The organism is Bacteroides sp. D2, from assembly GCF_025147085.1.
Taxonomy (GTDB): Bacteria; Bacteroidota; Bacteroidia; order Bacteroidales; family Bacteroidaceae; genus Bacteroides.
Genome location: NZ_CP102261.1, coordinates 4612302 through 4631771, shown reverse-complemented (window position 1 = coordinate 4631771; position 19470 = coordinate 4612302). Strand labels below are relative to the sequence as shown.

Annotated in this window: 18 protein-coding genes; 3 read left to right on the top strand and 15 right to left on the bottom strand. The window is 42.7% G+C overall.

Translation table 11 applies throughout. From position 1 onward, the window contains the following. Positions 1-16: 16 nt before the first annotated feature. The 3 genes from rsmG (at position 17) to gcvP (ending at position 4281) form a co-directional block, all read left to right on the top strand. Positions 17-637, top strand: a complete 621-nt coding sequence (gene rsmG, locus NQ505_RS16845; protein ID WP_004326963.1) for a 16S rRNA (guanine(527)-N(7))-methyltransferase RsmG — start codon at positions 17-19, stop codon at positions 635-637. A 43-nt stretch (positions 638-680) separates the two neighbouring features. After that, positions 681-1319, top strand: coding sequence for an MBL fold metallo-hydrolase (locus NQ505_RS16840; protein ID WP_004311627.1), 639 nt, complete (start codon positions 681-683; stop codon positions 1317-1319). Between the two features lie 112 nt (positions 1320-1431). Next, the gene (gene gcvP, locus NQ505_RS16835) at positions 1432-4281 is read left to right on the top strand and encodes an aminomethyl-transferring glycine dehydrogenase (RefSeq protein WP_004311626.1); all 2850 of its coding nucleotides are present in this window, start codon (positions 1432-1434) and stop codon (positions 4279-4281) included. A gap of 122 nt (positions 4282-4403) precedes the next feature. Here the strand turns inward: gcvP and NQ505_RS16830 are convergent, their stop codons facing one another. From NQ505_RS16830 to NQ505_RS16760, 15 genes are all read right to left on the bottom strand, one after another. Beyond that, a complete protein-coding gene (locus NQ505_RS16830; protein ID WP_004326962.1) occupies positions 4404-4973 on the bottom strand; it encodes a nitroreductase family protein in 570 nt (189 codons plus the stop codon). A gap of 68 nt (positions 4974-5041) precedes the next feature. Next, a complete protein-coding gene (locus NQ505_RS16825) occupies positions 5042-6127 on the bottom strand; it encodes an HpaII family restriction endonuclease (RefSeq protein ID WP_004311625.1) in 1086 nt (361 codons plus the stop codon). Between the two features lie 79 nt (positions 6128-6206). Then, positions 6207-6956, bottom strand: a complete 750-nt coding sequence (locus NQ505_RS16820) for a C39 family peptidase (protein ID WP_004300401.1) — start codon at positions 6954-6956, stop codon at positions 6207-6209. A 96-nt stretch (positions 6957-7052) separates the two neighbouring features. Continuing rightward, complete coding sequence (locus NQ505_RS16815) at positions 7053-7670, bottom strand: IMPACT family protein (protein WP_004300400.1); 618 nt, start codon at positions 7668-7670, stop codon at positions 7053-7055. A gap of 255 nt (positions 7671-7925) precedes the next feature. After that, positions 7926-9173 carry a DUF1015 domain-containing protein gene (locus tag NQ505_RS16810; protein WP_008999407.1) on the bottom strand — a complete coding sequence of 416 codons (1248 nt, stop codon included), beginning with the start codon at positions 9171-9173 and terminating at the stop codon, positions 7926-7928. A gap of 162 nt (positions 9174-9335) precedes the next feature. After that, positions 9336-10256 (bottom strand): NAD(P)-dependent oxidoreductase, encoded by a 921-nt coding sequence (locus NQ505_RS16805; RefSeq protein ID WP_008999406.1) that lies wholly within the window; start codon positions 10254-10256, stop codon positions 9336-9338. A gap of 107 nt (positions 10257-10363) precedes the next feature. Further along, on the bottom strand, positions 10364-11431 hold the full coding sequence (gene serC, locus NQ505_RS16800) for a 3-phosphoserine/phosphohydroxythreonine transaminase (protein WP_008999405.1): 1068 nt from the start codon (positions 11429-11431) through the stop codon (positions 10364-10366). A gap of 205 nt (positions 11432-11636) precedes the next feature. Continuing rightward, complete coding sequence (locus NQ505_RS16795; protein WP_259825624.1) at positions 11637-12965, bottom strand: DEAD/DEAH box helicase; 1329 nt, start codon at positions 12963-12965, stop codon at positions 11637-11639. 4 nt (positions 12966-12969) lie between these two features. Continuing rightward, positions 12970-13149 carry a hypothetical protein gene (locus NQ505_RS16790; protein WP_004306317.1) on the bottom strand — a complete coding sequence of 60 codons (180 nt, stop codon included), beginning with the start codon at positions 13147-13149 and terminating at the stop codon, positions 12970-12972. Between the two features lie 241 nt (positions 13150-13390). Beyond that, complete coding sequence (gene nqrF, locus NQ505_RS16785) at positions 13391-14665, bottom strand: NADH:ubiquinone reductase (Na(+)-transporting) subunit F (RefSeq protein ID WP_008999404.1); 1275 nt, start codon at positions 14663-14665, stop codon at positions 13391-13393. A gap of 18 nt (positions 14666-14683) precedes the next feature. Beyond that, a complete protein-coding gene (gene nqrE, locus NQ505_RS16780; RefSeq protein ID WP_008999403.1) occupies positions 14684-15310 on the bottom strand; it encodes an NADH:ubiquinone reductase (Na(+)-transporting) subunit E in 627 nt (208 codons plus the stop codon). Between the two features lie 30 nt (positions 15311-15340). Then, the gene (locus NQ505_RS16775) at positions 15341-15982 is read right to left on the bottom strand and encodes an NADH:ubiquinone reductase (Na(+)-transporting) subunit D (protein WP_008999402.1); all 642 of its coding nucleotides are present in this window, start codon (positions 15980-15982) and stop codon (positions 15341-15343) included. A 20-nt stretch (positions 15983-16002) separates the two neighbouring features. Continuing rightward, positions 16003-16677 carry a Na(+)-translocating NADH-quinone reductase subunit C gene (locus NQ505_RS16770; RefSeq protein ID WP_008999401.1) on the bottom strand — a complete coding sequence of 225 codons (675 nt, stop codon included), beginning with the start codon at positions 16675-16677 and terminating at the stop codon, positions 16003-16005. A gap of 13 nt (positions 16678-16690) precedes the next feature. Next, a complete protein-coding gene (locus tag NQ505_RS16765) occupies positions 16691-17863 on the bottom strand; it encodes an NADH:ubiquinone reductase (Na(+)-transporting) subunit B (protein ID WP_004306321.1) in 1173 nt (390 codons plus the stop codon). A 121-nt stretch (positions 17864-17984) separates the two neighbouring features. After that, complete coding sequence (locus tag NQ505_RS16760) at positions 17985-19334, bottom strand: Na(+)-translocating NADH-quinone reductase subunit A (protein ID WP_008999400.1); 1350 nt, start codon at positions 19332-19334, stop codon at positions 17985-17987. Positions 19335-19470: the final 136 nt, after the last annotated feature.

Below are 19470 nucleotides of genomic sequence, written 5' to 3'. Positions count from 1 at the left end.
ATTCAAAATTCAAACAGTGGAAATCATACTGAAATATTTTCCTGATCTGACGGAAGAGCAGCGCAAACAATTCGCAGCTCTATACGACCTCTACACTGACTGGAATTCAAAAATCAACGTTATCTCCCGCAAGGACATTGAGAATTTATATGAGCATCACGTGCTCCATTCATTAGGCATTGCCAAAATCATCCAATTCCGCCCCGGAACCAGCATCATGGACTTGGGTACAGGAGGAGGTTTTCCTGGCATTCCTTTAGCAATCCTGTTTCCCGAGGTAAAATTCCACCTCGTAGACAGTATCGGCAAAAAAGTACGTGTAGCAACCGAAGTGGCAAATGCCATCGGACTGAAAAATGTGACTTTCCGCCATGCCCGTGCAGAAGAGGAGAAACGAACGTTCGACTTTGTTGTCAGCCGTGCCGTAATGCCTTTGGCGGATTTGATTAAGATTATTAAAAAGAATATCTCTTCGAAACAACAGAATGCATTGCCCAACGGACTTATCTGTCTCAAAGGCGGTGAACTGGAGCATGAAACAATGCCGTTCAAACATAAAACGGTCATTCATAGCTTGAGCGACAACTTCGAGGAAGAGTTCTTTAAAACAAAAAAAGTGGTATATGTTCCGATTTAAACAAGACTATATGTTCTGATAGATGATAAATCATAGAGAAACCATGAAAATAAAAAGATTTGAATTTAATATGTTTCCCGTAAATTGCTACGTATTATGGGATGACACTAAAGAAGCAGTCGTAATTGATCCGGGCTGTTTCTATGAAGAAGAAAAGCAGGCACTGAAAAAGTTCATTCTTACCAATGAACTGAATGTAAAGCATCTGCTGAATACTCATTTACACCTGGATCATATCTTCGGAAATCCGTTCATGCTGAAAGAATTCGGGTTATCGGCAGAAGCAAACAAAGCAGACGAGTACTGGATTGACGAAGCACCGAAACAAAGCAGAATGTTTGGTTTTCAGTTGCAGGAAGAACCTGTACCACTGGGCAAATACCTGCATGACGGAGATATCATCACTTTCGGACATACCAAACTGGAAGCAATACACGTGCCCGGACATTCACCCGGCAGCTTGGTGTACTATTGCAAAGAAGACAACTGCATGTTCTCCGGTGACGTCCTGTTCCAAGGCAGCATCGGCCGTGCTGATCTCACAGGAGGCAACTTCGATGAACTGATAGAACATATTTGCAGCCGTTTATTTGTTCTTCCCAACGAAACAGTCGTTTATCCGGGACACGGCGCTCCCACGACTATCGGAATGGAAAAAGCTGAAAACCCATTTTTTAGATAATAAAAAAGAAGTATTAAGTATCAGGTATTAGGTATTAACAAGGCTAATCGCCCATTAACCGCAGTAATACTTAATACTTGATACTTAATACTTAATTTAATACTTGATTATTATGAAAACCGATTTGTTAGCTAGCCGTCACATCGGCATCAATGAACAAGATACAGCCATAATGCTCCGCAAAATTGGCGTGAACTCACTGGACGAACTGATTAATCAGACAATTCCCGCCAATATACGGCTGAAAGAGCCGCTTGCATTGACTAGTCCACTGACGGAATACGAATTTGGAAAACACATCGCTGAACTGGCAGCTAAAAACAAACTATATACCACATATATCGGTTTGGGATGGTACAACACGATCACTCCGGCCGTTATCCAGCGGAATGTATTCGAAAACCCAGTATGGTATACTTCTTACACTCCGTACCAGACAGAGGTATCGCAAGGACGTCTGGAAGCATTGATGAATTTCCAGACAGCCGTATGTGATCTTACTGCCATGCCACTCGCCAACTGCTCACTTCTGGACGAAGCAACTGCCGCCGCCGAAGCCGTAAGCATGATGTATGCCTTACGCTCCCGCGCGCAACAGAAAGCCAATGCGAACGTAGTCTTCGTAGACGAGAATATTTTTCCGCAGACATTAGCTGTCATGACTACACGTGCCGTACCTCAAGGCATCGAACTACGTGTAGGTAAATATAAAGATTTTGAACCTTCACCGGAAGTGTTTGCCTGTATTCTGCAATATCCGAACTCACATGGAAACGTAGAGGACTATTCTGAATTTACCGAAAAAGCACATGCCGCAGACTGCAAAGTAGCTGTTGCCGCTGATATTTTAAGTCTCGCCCTGCTAACTCCTCCGGGAGAATGGGGAGCAGATATTGTATTCGGAACCACACAACGCTTGGGTACCCCAATGTTCTATGGCGGTCCATCGGCTGCTTTCTTTGCTACCAAAGACGAATACAAACGGAATATGCCGGGACGAATCATCGGATGGTCTAAAGACAAATATGGCAAACTCTGCTACCGAATGGCTTTACAGACACGTGAACAACATATCAAACGGGAAAAAGCAACTTCAAATATCTGTACCGCACAAGCATTATTAGCTACTATGGCAGGCTTTTACGCCGTTTATCACGGTCAGGAGGGTATCACTACAATTGCATCACGTATACACAGCATTACTGTATTTCTTGAAAAGCAATTAAAGAAATGCGGATATACACAAGTCAACGCTCAATACTTTGACACCTTACGTTTCGAATTGCCCGAACACGTTTCGGCACAGCAAATCCGCACGATAGCACTTACCAAAGAAGTTAATCTGCGCTATTATGAAAATGGCAATGTTGGTTTCAGCATTGACGAAACAACAGATGTGGCAGCTGCCAATGTGTTGCTCTCGATTTTTGCCATTGCCGCCGGAAAAGATTACCAGAAAGTAGACGACATTCCGGAAAGAAGCAACATCGACAAGGATTTAAAACGTACAACTCCTTTCCTGACACATGAAGTATTCAGCAAGTATCACACGGAAACAGAGATGATGCGTTACATCAAACGTCTGGACCGCAAAGATATTTCTCTTGCACAATCCATGATTTCCCTCGGTTCATGTACAATGAAGCTGAATGCAGCCGCAGAAATGTTGCCTTTAAGCCGTCCCGAGTTTATGGGTATGCACCCGCTGGTTCCGGAAGACCAAGCAGAAGGTTATCGTGAATTAATCAAGAACCTAAGTGAAGATTTGAAAGTTATCACCGGGTTTGCAGGGGTTAGCCTACAACCCAATTCGGGTGCTGCAGGAGAATATGCAGGCCTTCGTGTGATTCGCGCCTATCTCGAAAGTATCGGTCAGGGACACCGTAACAAAGTCTTGATTCCAGCTTCGGCTCACGGAACAAATCCTGCGTCTGCTATACAGGCAGGCTTCGTAACTGTTACCTGTGCATGCGACGAGCAGGGGAATGTAGAAATGGCTGACCTACGTGTAAAAGCTGAAGAAAATAAAGATGAATTGGCTGCACTGATGATTACTTATCCTTCTACACATGGTATCTTCGAGACCGAGATAAAAGAGATTTGCGACATCATTCACGCCTGTGGTGCACAAGTATATATGGACGGAGCCAACATGAATGCACAGGTAGGATTAACCAATCCGGGATTCATCGGTGCAGATGTCTGTCACTTGAATCTTCATAAAACATTCGCTTCCCCTCATGGTGGCGGAGGTCCGGGAGTCGGTCCTATCTGCGTAGCCGAACATTTGGTTCCTTTCCTTCCCGGACACGGAATCTTCGGCAATTCACAAAATCAAGTATCGGCAGCTCCATTCGGCAGTGCAGGTATTCTGCCTATCACATACGGATATATCCGCATGATGGGTGCAGAAGGACTGACACAGGCAACTAAAATTGCGATCCTGAACGCTAATTATCTGGCTACTTGTCTGAAAGATACGTATGGAGTTGTTTATCGGGGAGCCAACGGTTTCGTAGGGCACGAAATGATTCTGGAATGCCGGAAAGTACATGAAGAAGCAGGAATCTCGGAGAATGATATTGCCAAACGCCTGATGGATTACGGTTATCATGCTCCTACCCTCTCCTTCCCCGTCCACGGTACGTTGATGATTGAACCAACAGAAAGTGAAAGTCTGGCAGAACTAGACAATTTCGTAGATGTCATGCTGAATATCTGGAAAGAAATTCAAGAAGTGAAGAATGGCGAAGCGGATAAAGATGATAATGTATTGATTAATGCTCCTCATCCAGAATATGAAATTGTAAGTGATCGTTGGGAGCACTCATATACACGCGAGAAAGCAGCTTATCCTATAGAAAGTGTACGTGATAATAAATTCTGGATAAATGTAGCTCGCGTAGATAACACCTTGGGAGACCGTAAGCTACTACCCACTCGCTATGGTACTTTCGAGTAAAAAGAGGTCTATCCAAAGAGATTTCTAGAGCACTGTCTCTTAAAAAATCACCTCACAAAATAATTCCGGGACTCACATACGTTAAGTCCCGGAATTATTTTTATCAGACAAGAGGCTGTATTCTATCTAACGATAGTTATTGTATTAACCTTTACCTTTTTCTCTTTCATTGGAATCTTCGAATCAGGATAACCCAAAGCTACACAACCGTAGACTTTATGATTGGCAGGAACACCTAAAGCAGTAATAAATTCACGAACCTCCGGATCATCACATGTTGTCCCCAACTGATTGATCCAACAAGAGCCGATACCTAAAGACTGGGCAGCTAGGAACATATTTTCTATGGCACAAGCACAATCCATACCAGCCCACCATTGAGTAGGCTCATTAGATACAATCACTAAAGTCGGAGCATGATAATAGCAACAATAAGTCTTACTATGTCCACGTTCCTGCAAACGAGAATCGTCGCTTTTTGCAAAAGCCCCTTTAATCCGTTCATTCAGTTCTGTCAACTTATCCATATTTTGAATAGCCGTAAAATGCCATGTTTCCAGATGCATTCCACTCGGTGCATAAGTTGCAGCTTCCAAAATAGCCTGCAAATCCTCTTCTAAAACTTGCTGGCCAGTATAAGCCCGTACGCTACGGCGTGCTTTAATGTTCTCTAAAACTTCATTTGTTTTCATGGATAACAAGTATTTTATATAAGTATGCCATCATTATTAGTTTAACTGCATCAATACATTATACTTTTCTACCGTTTGACCAGCCCAATCTTTGCATTCAGTTTGAAATAATAGACTCCATTCTCTCTCTCCAGGAACCCGTATTTGTCTTTCTCTAAAGATCCTTTTTCTAAACGGGTATTTAAAAACAAAAAATCCTCCATTATTTGCTTTTCCGATTTATGATAACAGAGCACTTCTCCATTTCCATCCACCAATAGAATACCTTCCACTGCCGAATCCAATCCATTGTAAATCTTTGCAGGACGCATTCCCAATACTAATGCCATCAAGAACTGCTTCATCTTGAATTCATAGAACTTATGCTTATTGATTAGTTCATCTTTAATCTTCAACGGATTCATTTGTTTAATAACTTCCGTCAACTCACTAATACGGGAGATACCATCCAAATGCATGATACGAACCATTTCTGTCAGTACACGTGGAAAATGCAGATCAATCATCAAAAGATTACTGCGGAATACGCGGTCGGCTACATCAGCGTATTTAAGTACGCCCCCCAAACGTTCGATCATCATCATCCGTTCGGCAACTTCATTCGGAGATTCAGGCAAAGCATTGATTTTATTCACTGTTGGAGTGGCAAATTTGACTCCACTCTGTTCCAGTTTAAGATTCGCTGCACGTCCTCCGTCCAACAACGGATTCATTACGCCCAACCGTGAACGGACATTGAAACCTCTTAACGGAGCTTTCGGATGCCAAAATGTAATGGAAAAATCTGTGCGATCTTCTGTTTTTGCTTCCAAATCGAAAATGGCAGCTTCGTCTAAAAACTCTTCTACTCCTTCTGGAGAAGCAACATCATTTTCCGGCGAAGATTTCACAGCCTGTAATATCAGATCAGCTACAATACCAAAATCTTCACGAGGCATGGACTTACTCCCATTCTCTCCTTCTATACGAATCGTATCTTCTTCAATATAATATTGACGTGTTCCATCATGTTCTTCCCGTTGAATCATTGCAACAGGCCAAAATGTATCTCCCGCCTTTGCTTCTGCTGTGCCTAACACTACTTTTCCATCTGCTAAGAGACGAAAGAAAGAATAGAGTTCGCACCATTCTTTTTTGGTTGCTTCAAATGCCATATATTTTTGTTCTTCTTTATTTTACTACAAATGTTCTATCTTAATTCTACTACTGAATTTTCCTAACTATGAGTTGCTTCTACTGATTGATAACCTGCGGTAAGGTTACAGACGACACAACCGGAGGAACTATATGAGTCACCTCCTCCAATGGAGGGAGCTTGCCTACCTGTGCAAACAGGGAGTTTCGTATCCATTCTCTGGGAGTGACTATGATAAATCGTCCCGTCCAACAACCATCAAAATAGGAAGGGTTACCCGGCTGTTTCTTAATGGGATAACAGATGTTTTCTCCTTTAGTCCGCATCTCCGGCGAACGTCCGGGATCATTCACCCACACATGTTTATCATCAATGCCACGAAGCACCATCCAGTGCCCTCTCGGACCAGGACGCAAACCACGAACTGCACCTGTATATCTCACATTTACAAGCACAGGAATGCCACGATCAATATAATCTTTCAATATCCGATAATCTTTCTGCTGGAAATGTTCGGCACTTATCATGTTTTCATAATAACGTGTCAACGAATCAATCTCAAAAGAATAATATCCTCCCTGCCCTATTGAAGTACGGCGACGGAAAGGAGCACGTTTTTTCAGAAAGTAGTTCCGCTGATATTCAATCAGTTTCTTTTCTGCATCCTGGGCTGTACGTTGTGTATCAGCCGTCATTCCCTTAAAATAATCAAAGACCATTAACGAAGAAGCCAGAGAGCAATGCGAGTAAGGGCATCCCGCGATTTTCTGCGAATACCACGGAACAGGAATATTATTAGGAGCCAGTTTTTGAGTTTCCTGTATTTGTGCTTGCGCCTGAACGCTCATCCATACAAAGGAACTTAAAAACAGACTAAAAATTATGTGACATTTATTTATCATGCAATCCACTCTCTATCTCTATTACTACTTCTAATACTTTACCTACAAAATATTCTCATCATCAAGAATCCGCGCTGTCTCCACCTTCTCCAAACGTGCACGCAACTTAGGCATCATCGAACGACGAATCCGCAATGTCATGCTACAATCCATGTCATACGACTGATTAAGAATCTCCGGTTCCTCTTCTTTCACAATGCGCATGACATCATTCATAAAAGGATATTCAAACATTACCGTCACATCCTCATCTACCGTCTTTTCTATAATAGTAGCGGCAGCAATCGCTTCGGCAGCAGCGGCCTTGTAAGCAACAATCAATCCACTTGTCCCCAACTTGATTCCTCCAAAATAACGAACTACTATAATCAGTATATCCGTCAGTTCATTCGAGTTTATCTGTCCGAGAATAGGTTTACCCGCTGTTCCGGAAGGTTCTCCGTTGTCATTGGCACGGAAATCCTTTCGCGCAGCTCCCAACATATAAGCATAGCATACATGCCGTGCATCATAATACTTTTTCTGATACGTTTCAAGATGCATCTTTATCTCATCGAGAGTACGCACAGGAAGGGCTATAGCAATGAACTTGCTTCGTTTTTCCGTATAAATACCTTCGGAAGGCTCAATGATGGTTTTATAAGTATCTTCAGCAGTCATGTTGCAAAGATACGGCTTTAATGAGAAAAGTCAATCTATCATTTGGAAATATTAATGTTCCACTTATCGATGATAGGCAGTTGGGGGAATTAAAAATAGTGACGGTATCCAATAAAAATAGTGACGGTATACCACAACGATACCGTCACTATCCCGGGCATATCCCGTCACTATTTTTTCTACATCAATCAAGCGTCACATCTACTGATATAGTCCCTATCAACAATGATTTTCGCATCATCTTACAGATATTTTTTAATCTAACTTATGAATCACCAGTCCCGAACGAAGTTTCGGTTCAAACCAAGTAGTCTTCGGCGGCATAATATTGCCTGTATCTGCAATATCCATCAACTGTTTCATAGATACGGGATAGAGAGCCAAAGCCACTTTCATTTCACCGCTATCCACACGCTTCTTGAGCTCTCCCAATCCACGGATACCACCGACAAAATCAATACGTTTATCAGAACGCAGATCCTTTATACCTAAAACTTCATCCAAAATCAAGTGGGAAGAGATTGTAACATCAAGCACACCAATAGGGTCGTTATCATTATACGTACCGGCCTTAGCAGTCAAGCTGTACCATTTACCACCCAAATAGAGTGAAAAATTATGTAAGCCGGATGGTTTATAGATATCCGCACCCTTCTCTTCTACTATAAAGTTTTTATCAAGTGCAGCCAGGAATTGCTCGGGAGTCAAACCATTGAGATCTTTCACTACACGATTATAATCGATGATGGTTAGCTGGTTTGCAGGGAAGCAAACAGCCATGAAGTAATTATATTCTTCATCACCACGATGATTCGGATTTTGCTTTGCTTTCTCTGCTCCCACCAATGCAGCAGCGGCAGAACGGTGATGCCCGTCAGCAATATAAAGAGCAGGCATTTTAGCAAATTCGGCAGTAATGGTAGCAATATCTGCATCCTGGTCGACAATCCAGAAAGTATGTCCAAAGCCATCACCCGGAGCGATAAAGTCATAAACCGGCTTGTTTGCTGTATATTTCTTTATAATAACATCCAGCTTCTCATTATCAGGATAAGCAAAGAAAACAGGCTCAATGTTTGCGTTGTTCACACGCACATGTTTCATACGATCCTCTTCCTTGTCACGACGGGTAAGCTCATGCTTTTTGATAATACCATTCATATAATCGGGAACATAAGCACCGACCACCAGTCCGTATTGCGTTTTCCCGTTCATCGTCTGGGCATAGATATAATAGTTTTCCTTCTTATCCTGCACCAACCAGCCTTTGTCCTGAAACAGTTGGAAATTCTCGGCAGCTTTAGCATACACCTGTTCGTCATGTTCATCCGTACCAACAGGGAAATCTATTTCCGGTTTAATAATATGATAAAGAGACTTTTCGTTACCTTCCGCTTCTGCGCGGGCTTCTTCAGAGTTCAGTACATCATAAGGACGTGAAGCGACCTGTTCTACGAGGTTTTGCGGGGGACGAATGCCCTTGAAAGGTTTGATTATTGCCATGATATTAGTATTTTATATGTAAAAAATTAAAGCCACAGACTTCTTGAAAATCTGTGGCTCAAATATACTACTTATTTCTAAAAAAGACATTCTGCAACGGATTGTTTTTATTCAGATACTACCCTAGTTATCCTGAAAAATCCGGCAGACTTATTCAGAATCTTACTTGTTTACTCTAAATTTCTCGCAACCATCTTTCAGGAAGCCAACAATTTGTTGAGCGGCAGCAATACCGGCATTGATATTTGCTTCAGCAGTTTGAGCACCCATCTTCTTAGGAGTTGAGAAATAACGTCCGGCAAACTTTTCTGCAAACTCTGCATTAGCAGCAGGCATAATATCTGTGATATATTTGAAGTCTGCACGCTCTTCCATCAGTTTGATTAGTTCTGCTTCGTTAATCACTTCCTTACGGGCAGTGTTTACCAACATAGCACCTTTCGGCATATCTTTCAACAGCGCATAATTGATAGAGTTCTTTGTTTCGGCAGTTGCCGGAATATGAAGAGATACCACCTGGCAAGTCTTGTACAATTCTTCTGCAGAATCAAGTGCTTTTACACCATCTTTTTCGATTACTTCTTTCGGGCAGAATGCATCATAAGCATACACTTCCATTCCGAAACCTTTGGCAACACGAGCTACATTGCGGCCTACGTTTCCATAAGCATGGATACCTAATTTCTTGCCCATCAATTCTGTACCGGAAGTTCCGTTATAGAAGTTACGGACAGCATATACCATCATACCCAAAGCAAGTTCGGCAACAGCATTAGAATTCTGTCCCGGAGTGTTCATCACGCATACATTGTGAGCTGTGGCAGCAGCCAGGTCCACATTATCGTATCCTGCACCGGCGCGAACTACGATTTTCAATTCTTTAGCAGCATCAAGCACCTCTGCATCAACAATATCACTACGGATAATGATGGCATTAGCATCTTTCACTGCATCCAACAATTGAGCCTTATCAGTATATTTTTCAAGTAAAGCAAGCTCAAATCCGGCTGCTTCTATTTCTTTACGAATACCGTCTACTGCAACTTTAGCAAACGGTTTCTCTGTAGCTACAAGTACTTTCATAATTTAATTCTGTTTATAAAGACTCACCACAGATTACGCAGATTTTCACAGATTATAGAATTTAGGAATCTGTGAAAATCCGTGTAATCTGTGGTGAAAATAATATATTAATGAAGTTTTTCAAATTCCTGCATACAGTCAATCAAAGCCTGTACGCTTTCTTTCGGCAGAGCATTGTAGCAAGATGCACGGAAACCACCTACAGAACGGTGTCCCTTGATACCTACCATACCTCTTTCAGTAGCAAACTTCAAGAAGTCAGCTTCGAAGTCTTTGTATTCGGAAGCCATCACGAAACAGATGTTCATACGTGAACGGTCTTCTTTGGCAGCAGTCCCCACGAACATTTTGTTACGGTCGATTTCAGCATACAACATATCCGCTTTTTCAATGGCACGACGTTCCATTTCTTTCACACCACCTTGTGCTTTGATCCAACGAAGGTTCAGCAATGCAGCATAGATGGGCACTACCGGAGGAGTATTGAACATAGAACCATTATCAATGTGTGTCTGATAATTCAGCATTGACGGAATGTAACGAGAAACCTTACCTACAGCATCATTCTTAACAATAACGAATGTAACACCTGCAGGAGCCAGATTCTTTTGTGCACCACCATAAATACAGATATATTTAGAAACGTCGATCGGACGTGAGAAAATATCAGAAGACATATCGGCAATCATCGGAACCGGAGAATCGAGGTCTTTCTTCAATTCTGTACCGTAAATTGTGTTGTTAGTAGTAATGTGGAAATAATCTGCGTCTGTCGGGATTGTATAATCTTTTGGGATATAAGTATATGTAGCTTCAGCAGAGGAAGCAACTTCTACAACTTCGCCAAACCCTTTAGCTTCTTTCATTGCTTTCTTAGCCCATACACCAGTGTTCAGGTAAGCAGCTTTTTTTTCCAGGAAGTTATAAGGAACCATGCAGAACTCCATACTAGCACCTCCACCCAGGAACAGTACCGAATAGCCTTCGGGGATATTGAGTAATTCCTTGAATAATGCCTCTGCTTCGTCAACCACAGGTTGGAAGTCTTTGGCGCGGTGGCTGATTTCCATCAAAGAGAGACCAGAGCCGTTGAAATCTAAAATAGCCTTCGCTGTATCCTCTATCACCTCACGCGGAAGAATGGAAGGTCCTGCATTGAAATTATGCTTTTTCATTTGAAGTTTGTTTTTGGTTTAACAATTTCGTTACTTTTGTCTTTTGACCTTGCGAATTTACGAATTTATTTCCGCCGCACAAATCTTTCCTTATAAAAATACTGTTTTAAAGCAGATTTTCCTTTCTTTTTATTGGTTTATACAGGATATATACACCATTTTGTTATCCATAGATGTCAAGTAAGGTATCTTACAGAAAAGATCTTTACTTCGCTTCTTCTATAATAGTCTTCATTCCTTTGATTTTCTCCCCCTGAATCAGATTCAAGAGTTGCTTCACCTTAGCCCGGCGAACAGCGACAAAAGCATAATGTTCTTTGACGTCAATCGCTCCGACATCTTCGCGCGTCAGATTACCTTTTTTATATAAGAATCCGGCAATATCTATCCGGCTAAGTTTCTCCTTTTTTCCTTTACCTATATAAATGGTAGCCCAAACCGATTTCGGAGGACGGGGAGGATTTTCAGGTAACACAACTGTTTCCATATCTTCCGGGATATACGGAGGAAGTTTCTCTTCGGCATGCAAAATCAGATAGGACGTTCCGGTAGCATCCCAACGTGCTGTTCGTCCATTGCGGTGCGTAAAAGCTTCTTCATTCACCGGCAAATGATAATGAACAATATGTCCCACCTCCGGAATATCCAGTCCACGGGCAGCCAAATCGGTAGAAATCAACACATGACAACTGCCGTTACGGAATTTATAGAGCGCACGTTCGCGGTCCGGCTGTTCCATACCACCATGAAAACGTTCCGCAGACAGTTTTTTATCCGCCAATAACTGATGCACACGATCCACTGCATCCCGATGATTACAGAATACGATGCTCGAACTGCTTCCCAATGTACAAAGCAGATTATATAAAGTATCAATCTTATCTTTGGAAGGAGAAAGCACCTTCATCAGTTTCAAACGGGACTCCTGCTCTTCAGAAGCGTCCGAAAGGAAGTCCAACTTCACCGTGCGGTTCAATCCTGTAAATTCAGGAATCTCTTCAGCATCGGTAGCCGAAAGCAATATACGTTTTTTTAATCCCGGAAGTTGTGTGATAATCTCTGCCATTTCATCATGGAAACCAAACTCCAAAGATTTGTCAAACTCATCGATAATTAAAGTCTCGATGGTTTCGGGATTGAAATTTCCTTTCGACAAATGGTCGGTGATACGTCCCGGAGTACCGATGATGATAGCAGGGTGATTACCCACTATACTCTTCTTTTCTTCAGCGATAGGATGTCCACCATAACAACAACAGGTTTTCCAGGAAGTCCCCATTGCTTTGAACACAGAGTCTATTTGCAATGCCAACTCACGTGAAGGAACCAGAATCAATACCTGCACGCTGTCATCATTCGGTTTTAGGGTAAGGAGCAAAGGTAACAGATAAGCCAATGTCTTGCCCGACCCTGTCGGTGACAACAGTATAACGTCTTTTCTTCCGGTAGCTTGTTCAAGTGATGCTTCCTGCATCGGATTCAGCTCTTCAATCTTCAAATTGCGGAGAGCCGACTGTATAATTTCATTTTTCATACAATTAAACTTTAGCCATGCCGGTCAATATATAATAACCTTTCAGATTATTCTCTTTCATGTAAATGGTTACTTCTGCCCTACAAGCTGTCACCAAGGCATATCCCGTTAAACTTGAACTCATAGCTTTGACAAATGAATACTCTGTATCATTGTGAATAAAAGATATACGATGATATTCCATAACCTATTGTACTTTAATGTGTAGCCAAATATACGAATATAATAGATAAGTACGGATAAAAAAGGAGAACTATCTTTAAAACAGACATAAAATAGATACAAACCATAACGGAAAGACATTATGAGATAATGCCAAAAAGAAGCGGGAAATCGAAGAAGCATTACTGCTTTTCAGATTTCCCGCTCTGTGTTTATGTAACCTTTCCGGTCATTGTTCCAACCGGTTTGTTCTCTTCCGCGAATTATCCTCCGAAGTTATCGAACATCAGGTTCTGTGCCGGAACGCCAAGATCGTCGAGCATCTTCTCAACAGCTTTCGACATCGGACCAGGACCACACATGTAGTATTCAATATCTTCAGGAGCTTCGTGATTCTTCAGGTAAGTTTCGTAAATTACGTTGTGAACGAATCCCGGAGTGTACTTCACGCCTGCAGCATCAGCAGCAGGGTCCGGACGGTCGAGAGCCAAATGGAAAGTGAAATTCGGGAAGTCCTTTTCGATTTGCAGGAAATCTTCCAGATAGAACACTTCGTTCAGCGCACGGGCACCGTAGAAGTAAGACATCTTACGGTCAGTAGTATGCAATGTCTTGGTCAAGTGCATGATTTGCGCACGCAACGGAGCCATACCGGCACCACCACCAATCCACATCATTTCCTTCTTAGAATCGAAGATTGGATGGAAGTCTCCGTAAGGACCGCTCATCATAACCTTGTCACCCGGTTTCAGGGTAAAGATATAAGAAGAAGCGATACCCGGCATTACATCCATAAATCCAGGACCCTGATCTTTCGGTTTGAACGGCGGAGTAGCGATACGTACTGTCAACATGATACGATCGCCTTCAGCAGGATAGTTGGCCATAGAATAAGCACGAATTGTTTCTTCGTCATTCTTACATTTCAAGCCCAGCAAACCGAATTTCTCCCATGCAGGCAAATATTCGTCACCGATCAAGCTCTTATCAATATCCTTGTCATAATCCATTGAGAATTTAGGAATCTTGATCTGTGCGTAAGAACCCGGGATAAAGTCCATGTGTTCACCTTCAGGCAGAGCAACGATAAACTCTTTGATAAACGTAGCCACGTTCTTGTTGGAGATTACTTCGCACTCCCACTCTTTCACGCCCAAGATAGATTCGTCGATCTTGATAGCCATGTCGCTTTTCACTTTCACCTGACAACCCAGACGCCAGTGGTCCTGTTGCTGTTTGCGGCTAAAGTGAGGAGCTTCTGAAGGTAAGATTTCTCCACCACCTTCGAGCACCTGGCATTTGCACTGTCCGCAAGACCCCTTACCACCACAAGCGGATGACAGGAATACTCCGTTTACAGACAGCGTATTCAGCAAAGTAGAACCGGAAGCCACTTCCAACTCCTTTTCGCCGTTGATTGTCAGTTTCACGTCTCCTGATGGTACCAGGAAATTCTTGGCAACCAACAAGATTACAACAAGCAACAGAATAACCACAAGGAATATCCCAATGCTCGCTAATATTAAATTCATATCCATTGTCTTATTCCTTTCTTTTTAGATGTTCAAACCAGAGAAACACATAAATGCGATTGCCATCAGACCTACAGTGATAAATGTGATACCCAAACCTTTCAACGGAGCAGGTACGTCAGAGTAAGCCATTTTCTCGCGGATAGCAGCCAGACCTACGATAGCCAGCAACCAACCGATACCGGAACCTAATGCATAAGAAAGAGCATCCCAGATATCACCAATGTATTTCGGATCGCTCGGAGCGACGTTGATACGCTGTTGCATGAACAGAGAAGCACCCATGATAGCACAGTTAACGGCAATCAACGGCAGGAAGATACCCAGCGAAGCGTACAGTGACGGAGTGAAGCGTTCTACCACCATCTCCACCAATTGCACGATACCGGCAATAACGGCAATGAAAAGAATAAAGCTCAAGAAACTAAGGTCGACACCTTCAATGATAGCATTAGCAGCCAGCACTTTGGTTTGCAACAAGTAGTTCACCGGAAGCGTCACCAGTAACACGAAAGTCACAGCAACACCCAGTCCTACGGCAGTCTTCACATTCTTCGAAACAGCCAGGTATGAGCACATACCCAGGAAGAATGCGAATATCATGTTGTCCACAAAGATAGAGCGGACGAATAAACTTAATAAATGTTCCATATCTTTTAATTAAGAATTAAGAATGAAGAATTAATTACTTTCTTCTTGCAGTTCTTTGTGACGTGCACGTTGATACCATATAATGCAAGCTACGATAATCAATGCCATCGGCGGCATCAACATCAAACCGTTATTTACGTATCCGATATTCTGGATAGGTTCGTAGTTCAGGATATTGAAACCGAGCAATGTTCCCGATCCAAGCAGTTCGCGGAAGAAAGCAACGATAATCAAAATCTTAGCATATCCCAAACCGTTGCCCAGACCATCAAGGAAAGACTCCCAAGGACCGTTCTGCATGGCAAATGCTTCCAGACGTCCCATCAGGATACAGTTGGTGATAATCAAACCTACATATACAGAAAGCTGAACACTTACATCATAAGCATACGCTTTCAAAACTTCACTTACAATAGTTACCAGAGCGGCTACCACTACCAACTGAACGATGATACGGATACGGTTAGGAATGGTTTTGCGCAACAATGAAATAACGACGTTAGAAAATGCAGTAATCACTGTTACCGAAAGTCCCATTACAATAGCAGGCTCCAGTTTTGCAGTAACAGCAAGTGCAGAACAGATACCGAGCACCTGTACGGTTACCGGGTTATCAATTCCCAACGGAGCAGAGAATACTTCTTTATTTCTCTTTGAAAACAGTTGTCCCATATTCTATCTTTCTCCTCCTTTTATTTAGTTAAAAAACTCAAGTAACTATTCAGGCAAGTCTTCAGCATGGCATCTACACCTACAGAAGTGATTGTACCACCAGAGATACCGTCCACCTGATATTCAGGTTTTTCCACCTTGCCATTCTTCACAACTCCAAGAGCAATAGAGCCATCCTCCAAAGTCTTCTTTCCAACGAATTCATTCTGGAAATGTTCGGTTGCAATTTCAGCACCCAAACCCGGAGTTTCACTAGCGTGTGAGAAGTAAGTACCGTAAACGGTATCTTTATCTTCGTTCAGTGCAACGTATCCCCAGATAGCGCCCCAAAGACCGGCACCGTAAACAGGAACTACATATTTAGTCTGACCGTCCACTTCGCATACAAACACGTGCAGACGTTGTTGTTCTTTTGCTTCTTTCTCGTAGTTGGTAGCAAATTCGCCCGTATTTTCAGTCAGCGTACCGTCTACGTTCATCAGCATGTCCCCTTTCACATATTTCTGATATTCAGCATCCGCATCTTCCACATTCTTAATGTTCAATGCAGCGAGGATTTGTTTCTTAGTGTCCAACTGCACATTCTTGTCTTGTGTAGATTTCAGTGAAGAACTAACGAATGCCAGCAGGAATGCTACGATAATAACCATTACCGAAGCATAAATGATAGTATAACTATTACTATTCGTATTCATTTTCTTTCGGTATTTATTGGTTAGACTTGATAGCGCGTTTTTCGCGACGACTGATGTTACCCTGTACTACACAGTAGTCAATCAGCGGAGCGAAGATGTTCATCAGCAGGATGGCAAGCATCATACCTTCCGGATAACCCGGATTCAGTACGCGGATAACGATAGCCATCACACCGATCAGGAATCCGAAGATATATTTACCTCTTTCCGTACGTGCGGAAGTCACAGGGTCAGTAGCCATAAATACGGCACCGAAGCAGAAACCACCGAGAACGAGATGTTCGTACCAAGGCATTTGAGCCATTGTATTGTTTTCCATGCCGATTGAGTTGAATACCCATGCCATAAATGCACCACCGACAAATACGGAAATCATTGTCTTCCAACTAGCAACGCCTGTCCAAAGCAAGATAACCGCACCAATCAGAATAGCGATCACACTGGTTTCACCGATAGAACCCGGAATCAGACCTGTAATCATATCCATGTTAAATGCAGGAACACTACCAGATGTAGCAGCTTGTCCCAGCGGAGTAGCAACGGTAAGTCCGTCTACGCTTTGTCCCAGACCGAAAATGCTGTCGCCTGACACCCAAACGGCGTCACCGGACATCTTAGTCGGATATGCGAAGAACAGGAATGCACGAGTAATCAACGCAACGTTGAAAACGTTCATACCTGTACCACCGAATACTTCTTTTGCGAAGATAACAGAGAATGCAGTAGCTACGGCAAGAATCCACAGCGGACAGTCTACCGGAACGATCATCGGGATCAAGATACCGGAAACGAGGAATCCCTCCTGTATTTCTTCTTTCTTCCATTGAGCTACCACGAACTCAATACCCAAACCTACTACATAAGATACGATAATTTTAGGCAGTACTGCCAGGAATCCGTATGCAAACATTTCGATAAAGCTGCCAGTAGCACCCGTGTGAGTGAAATGCTGGTAACCTACGTTATACATACCGAACAGCAAAGCCGGTACCAACGAAATAACCACAATCGACATGATGCGCTTGCTATCAATTGCGTCATGTATGTGCGTTCCCGTTTTCGCAGTCTTGTTGGGCACGAACAAGAATGTTTCGAAGCCGTCAAACACCGACTGGAATGCGTGGAATTTGCCGCCCTCTTCAAAGTTCGGCTTTATCTTATCGAGATAATTTCTTAACGCTTTCATTTATTAAATTGAGAATTGAAAATTGAGAATCGAGAAAAGGCTACGCTGTGTTTACCAGAAGACAATTTCATAAAGTCTCAACTATCATTTTTAATTTTTACTTTTTACTTTTTTAATTCTCCTATGCCATTTCCGAACGGAGCATATCAAGTCCGGCACGAACAATGCGTTGCAGTTCCATCTTCGAAGAGCAGACGAATTCGCAAAGAGCGAAATCTTCAGGAGCCACTTCATAGATGCCAAGTGCTTCCATACGGTCGATGTCACCGGCGATGATTGCTTTAATCAGATATTCGGGCAGGATATCCATCGGGAATACCCTATCGTATTCACCCGACATAATCATGTGACGTTCGCCACCTTTGATACGGGCATCCAACGTATATTCCTTCTTACCCATCAACCAGCTGAAATAAGAATGGTTGGCACTGAACTGGTTGAAGCGTGGCATGATCCATCCAAGCATTTCGTGAATGTCGTCACCTTCGGGGATAACAGTCAGTTGGCTATGGAATGCGCCCAAAAATCCGTTCGGGGATACTTGCTTTCCTGTCAGCACGTTACCGCTGATATAGCGCAAGTCTTTGTCTTTTGTTACATTACCGGCAAACACGTTGGTGAGCAATGCGCCTACCCGGAGTTTGCAGTATGCAGGTTTCAACACTTCGGAACCTGTCACAGCTATTGTACGGGTGAAATCTACACGACCTGTATTGAAAAGGCGGCCAATGAAGATTACGGCTTGCGGATCAATAGTCCATACCGTTTCTCCCTTGGATACGGGGTCGAGATGGTTGATCTGAACACCTACATTACCCGCAGGGTTCGGTCCGTCGAAAGCGGTGATTGTAACATTCTTAGCCTGTGTCAGTGCAGCAGCGTTCTGTTTCACACTGATATTCAGATAGGTTTTTGCCAGTTTGGCAAGAGCATCAAGTCCTGTCTGGAAGTTTGTTTCTTCACCTTTGAGGGCAAACTCAAAATCCGGAGCTAACGGATTAGTGTCGAATGCGGATACAAAGATTCCTTTCGGAGTGACCGTCGGATCAGCAATGATGTCATAAGGGCGCTGTTTGATAAACGCGAAAAGTCCGGCTTCCAACAAAGCGGTTTTCACAGCTTCAGCATCCATCGAAGCAACATTCTTCTTCCCAAAATCTTCATAGTCCTGCTCTGCAGCAGCTTCCACAACGATGTTCAACACCTTACGACGAGCACCACGTTCAACACTCGTCACCACGCCGCTCACCGGCGAAACAAATTTCACTTCAGGATGATACTTGTCGATAAACAAGGGTCCACCAGCCATTACATATTCCTGCTCTTTCACAACTACCTTAGGCGTCACTCCAGGAAAGTCATCGGGTACAAGTGCGTAGAATCCCGGTTCTTTTACTGTTGCGTACGTTTCAGCAGCTTTTCCTTTCAGGTTTATGTCAAGGCCTTTACGTAACTTTATTACATTTGCCATGCTATATAAAATAATGGTTTCATAAATTTGCCGCAAAAGTAATAAATAAGATTGGGATTCGGTAGGAAAAAAGAAAGGAATTACGGAAAAATATCCGTAATTCCTTTCGTGTTCGTGCACGTAATCTTTTATCTTT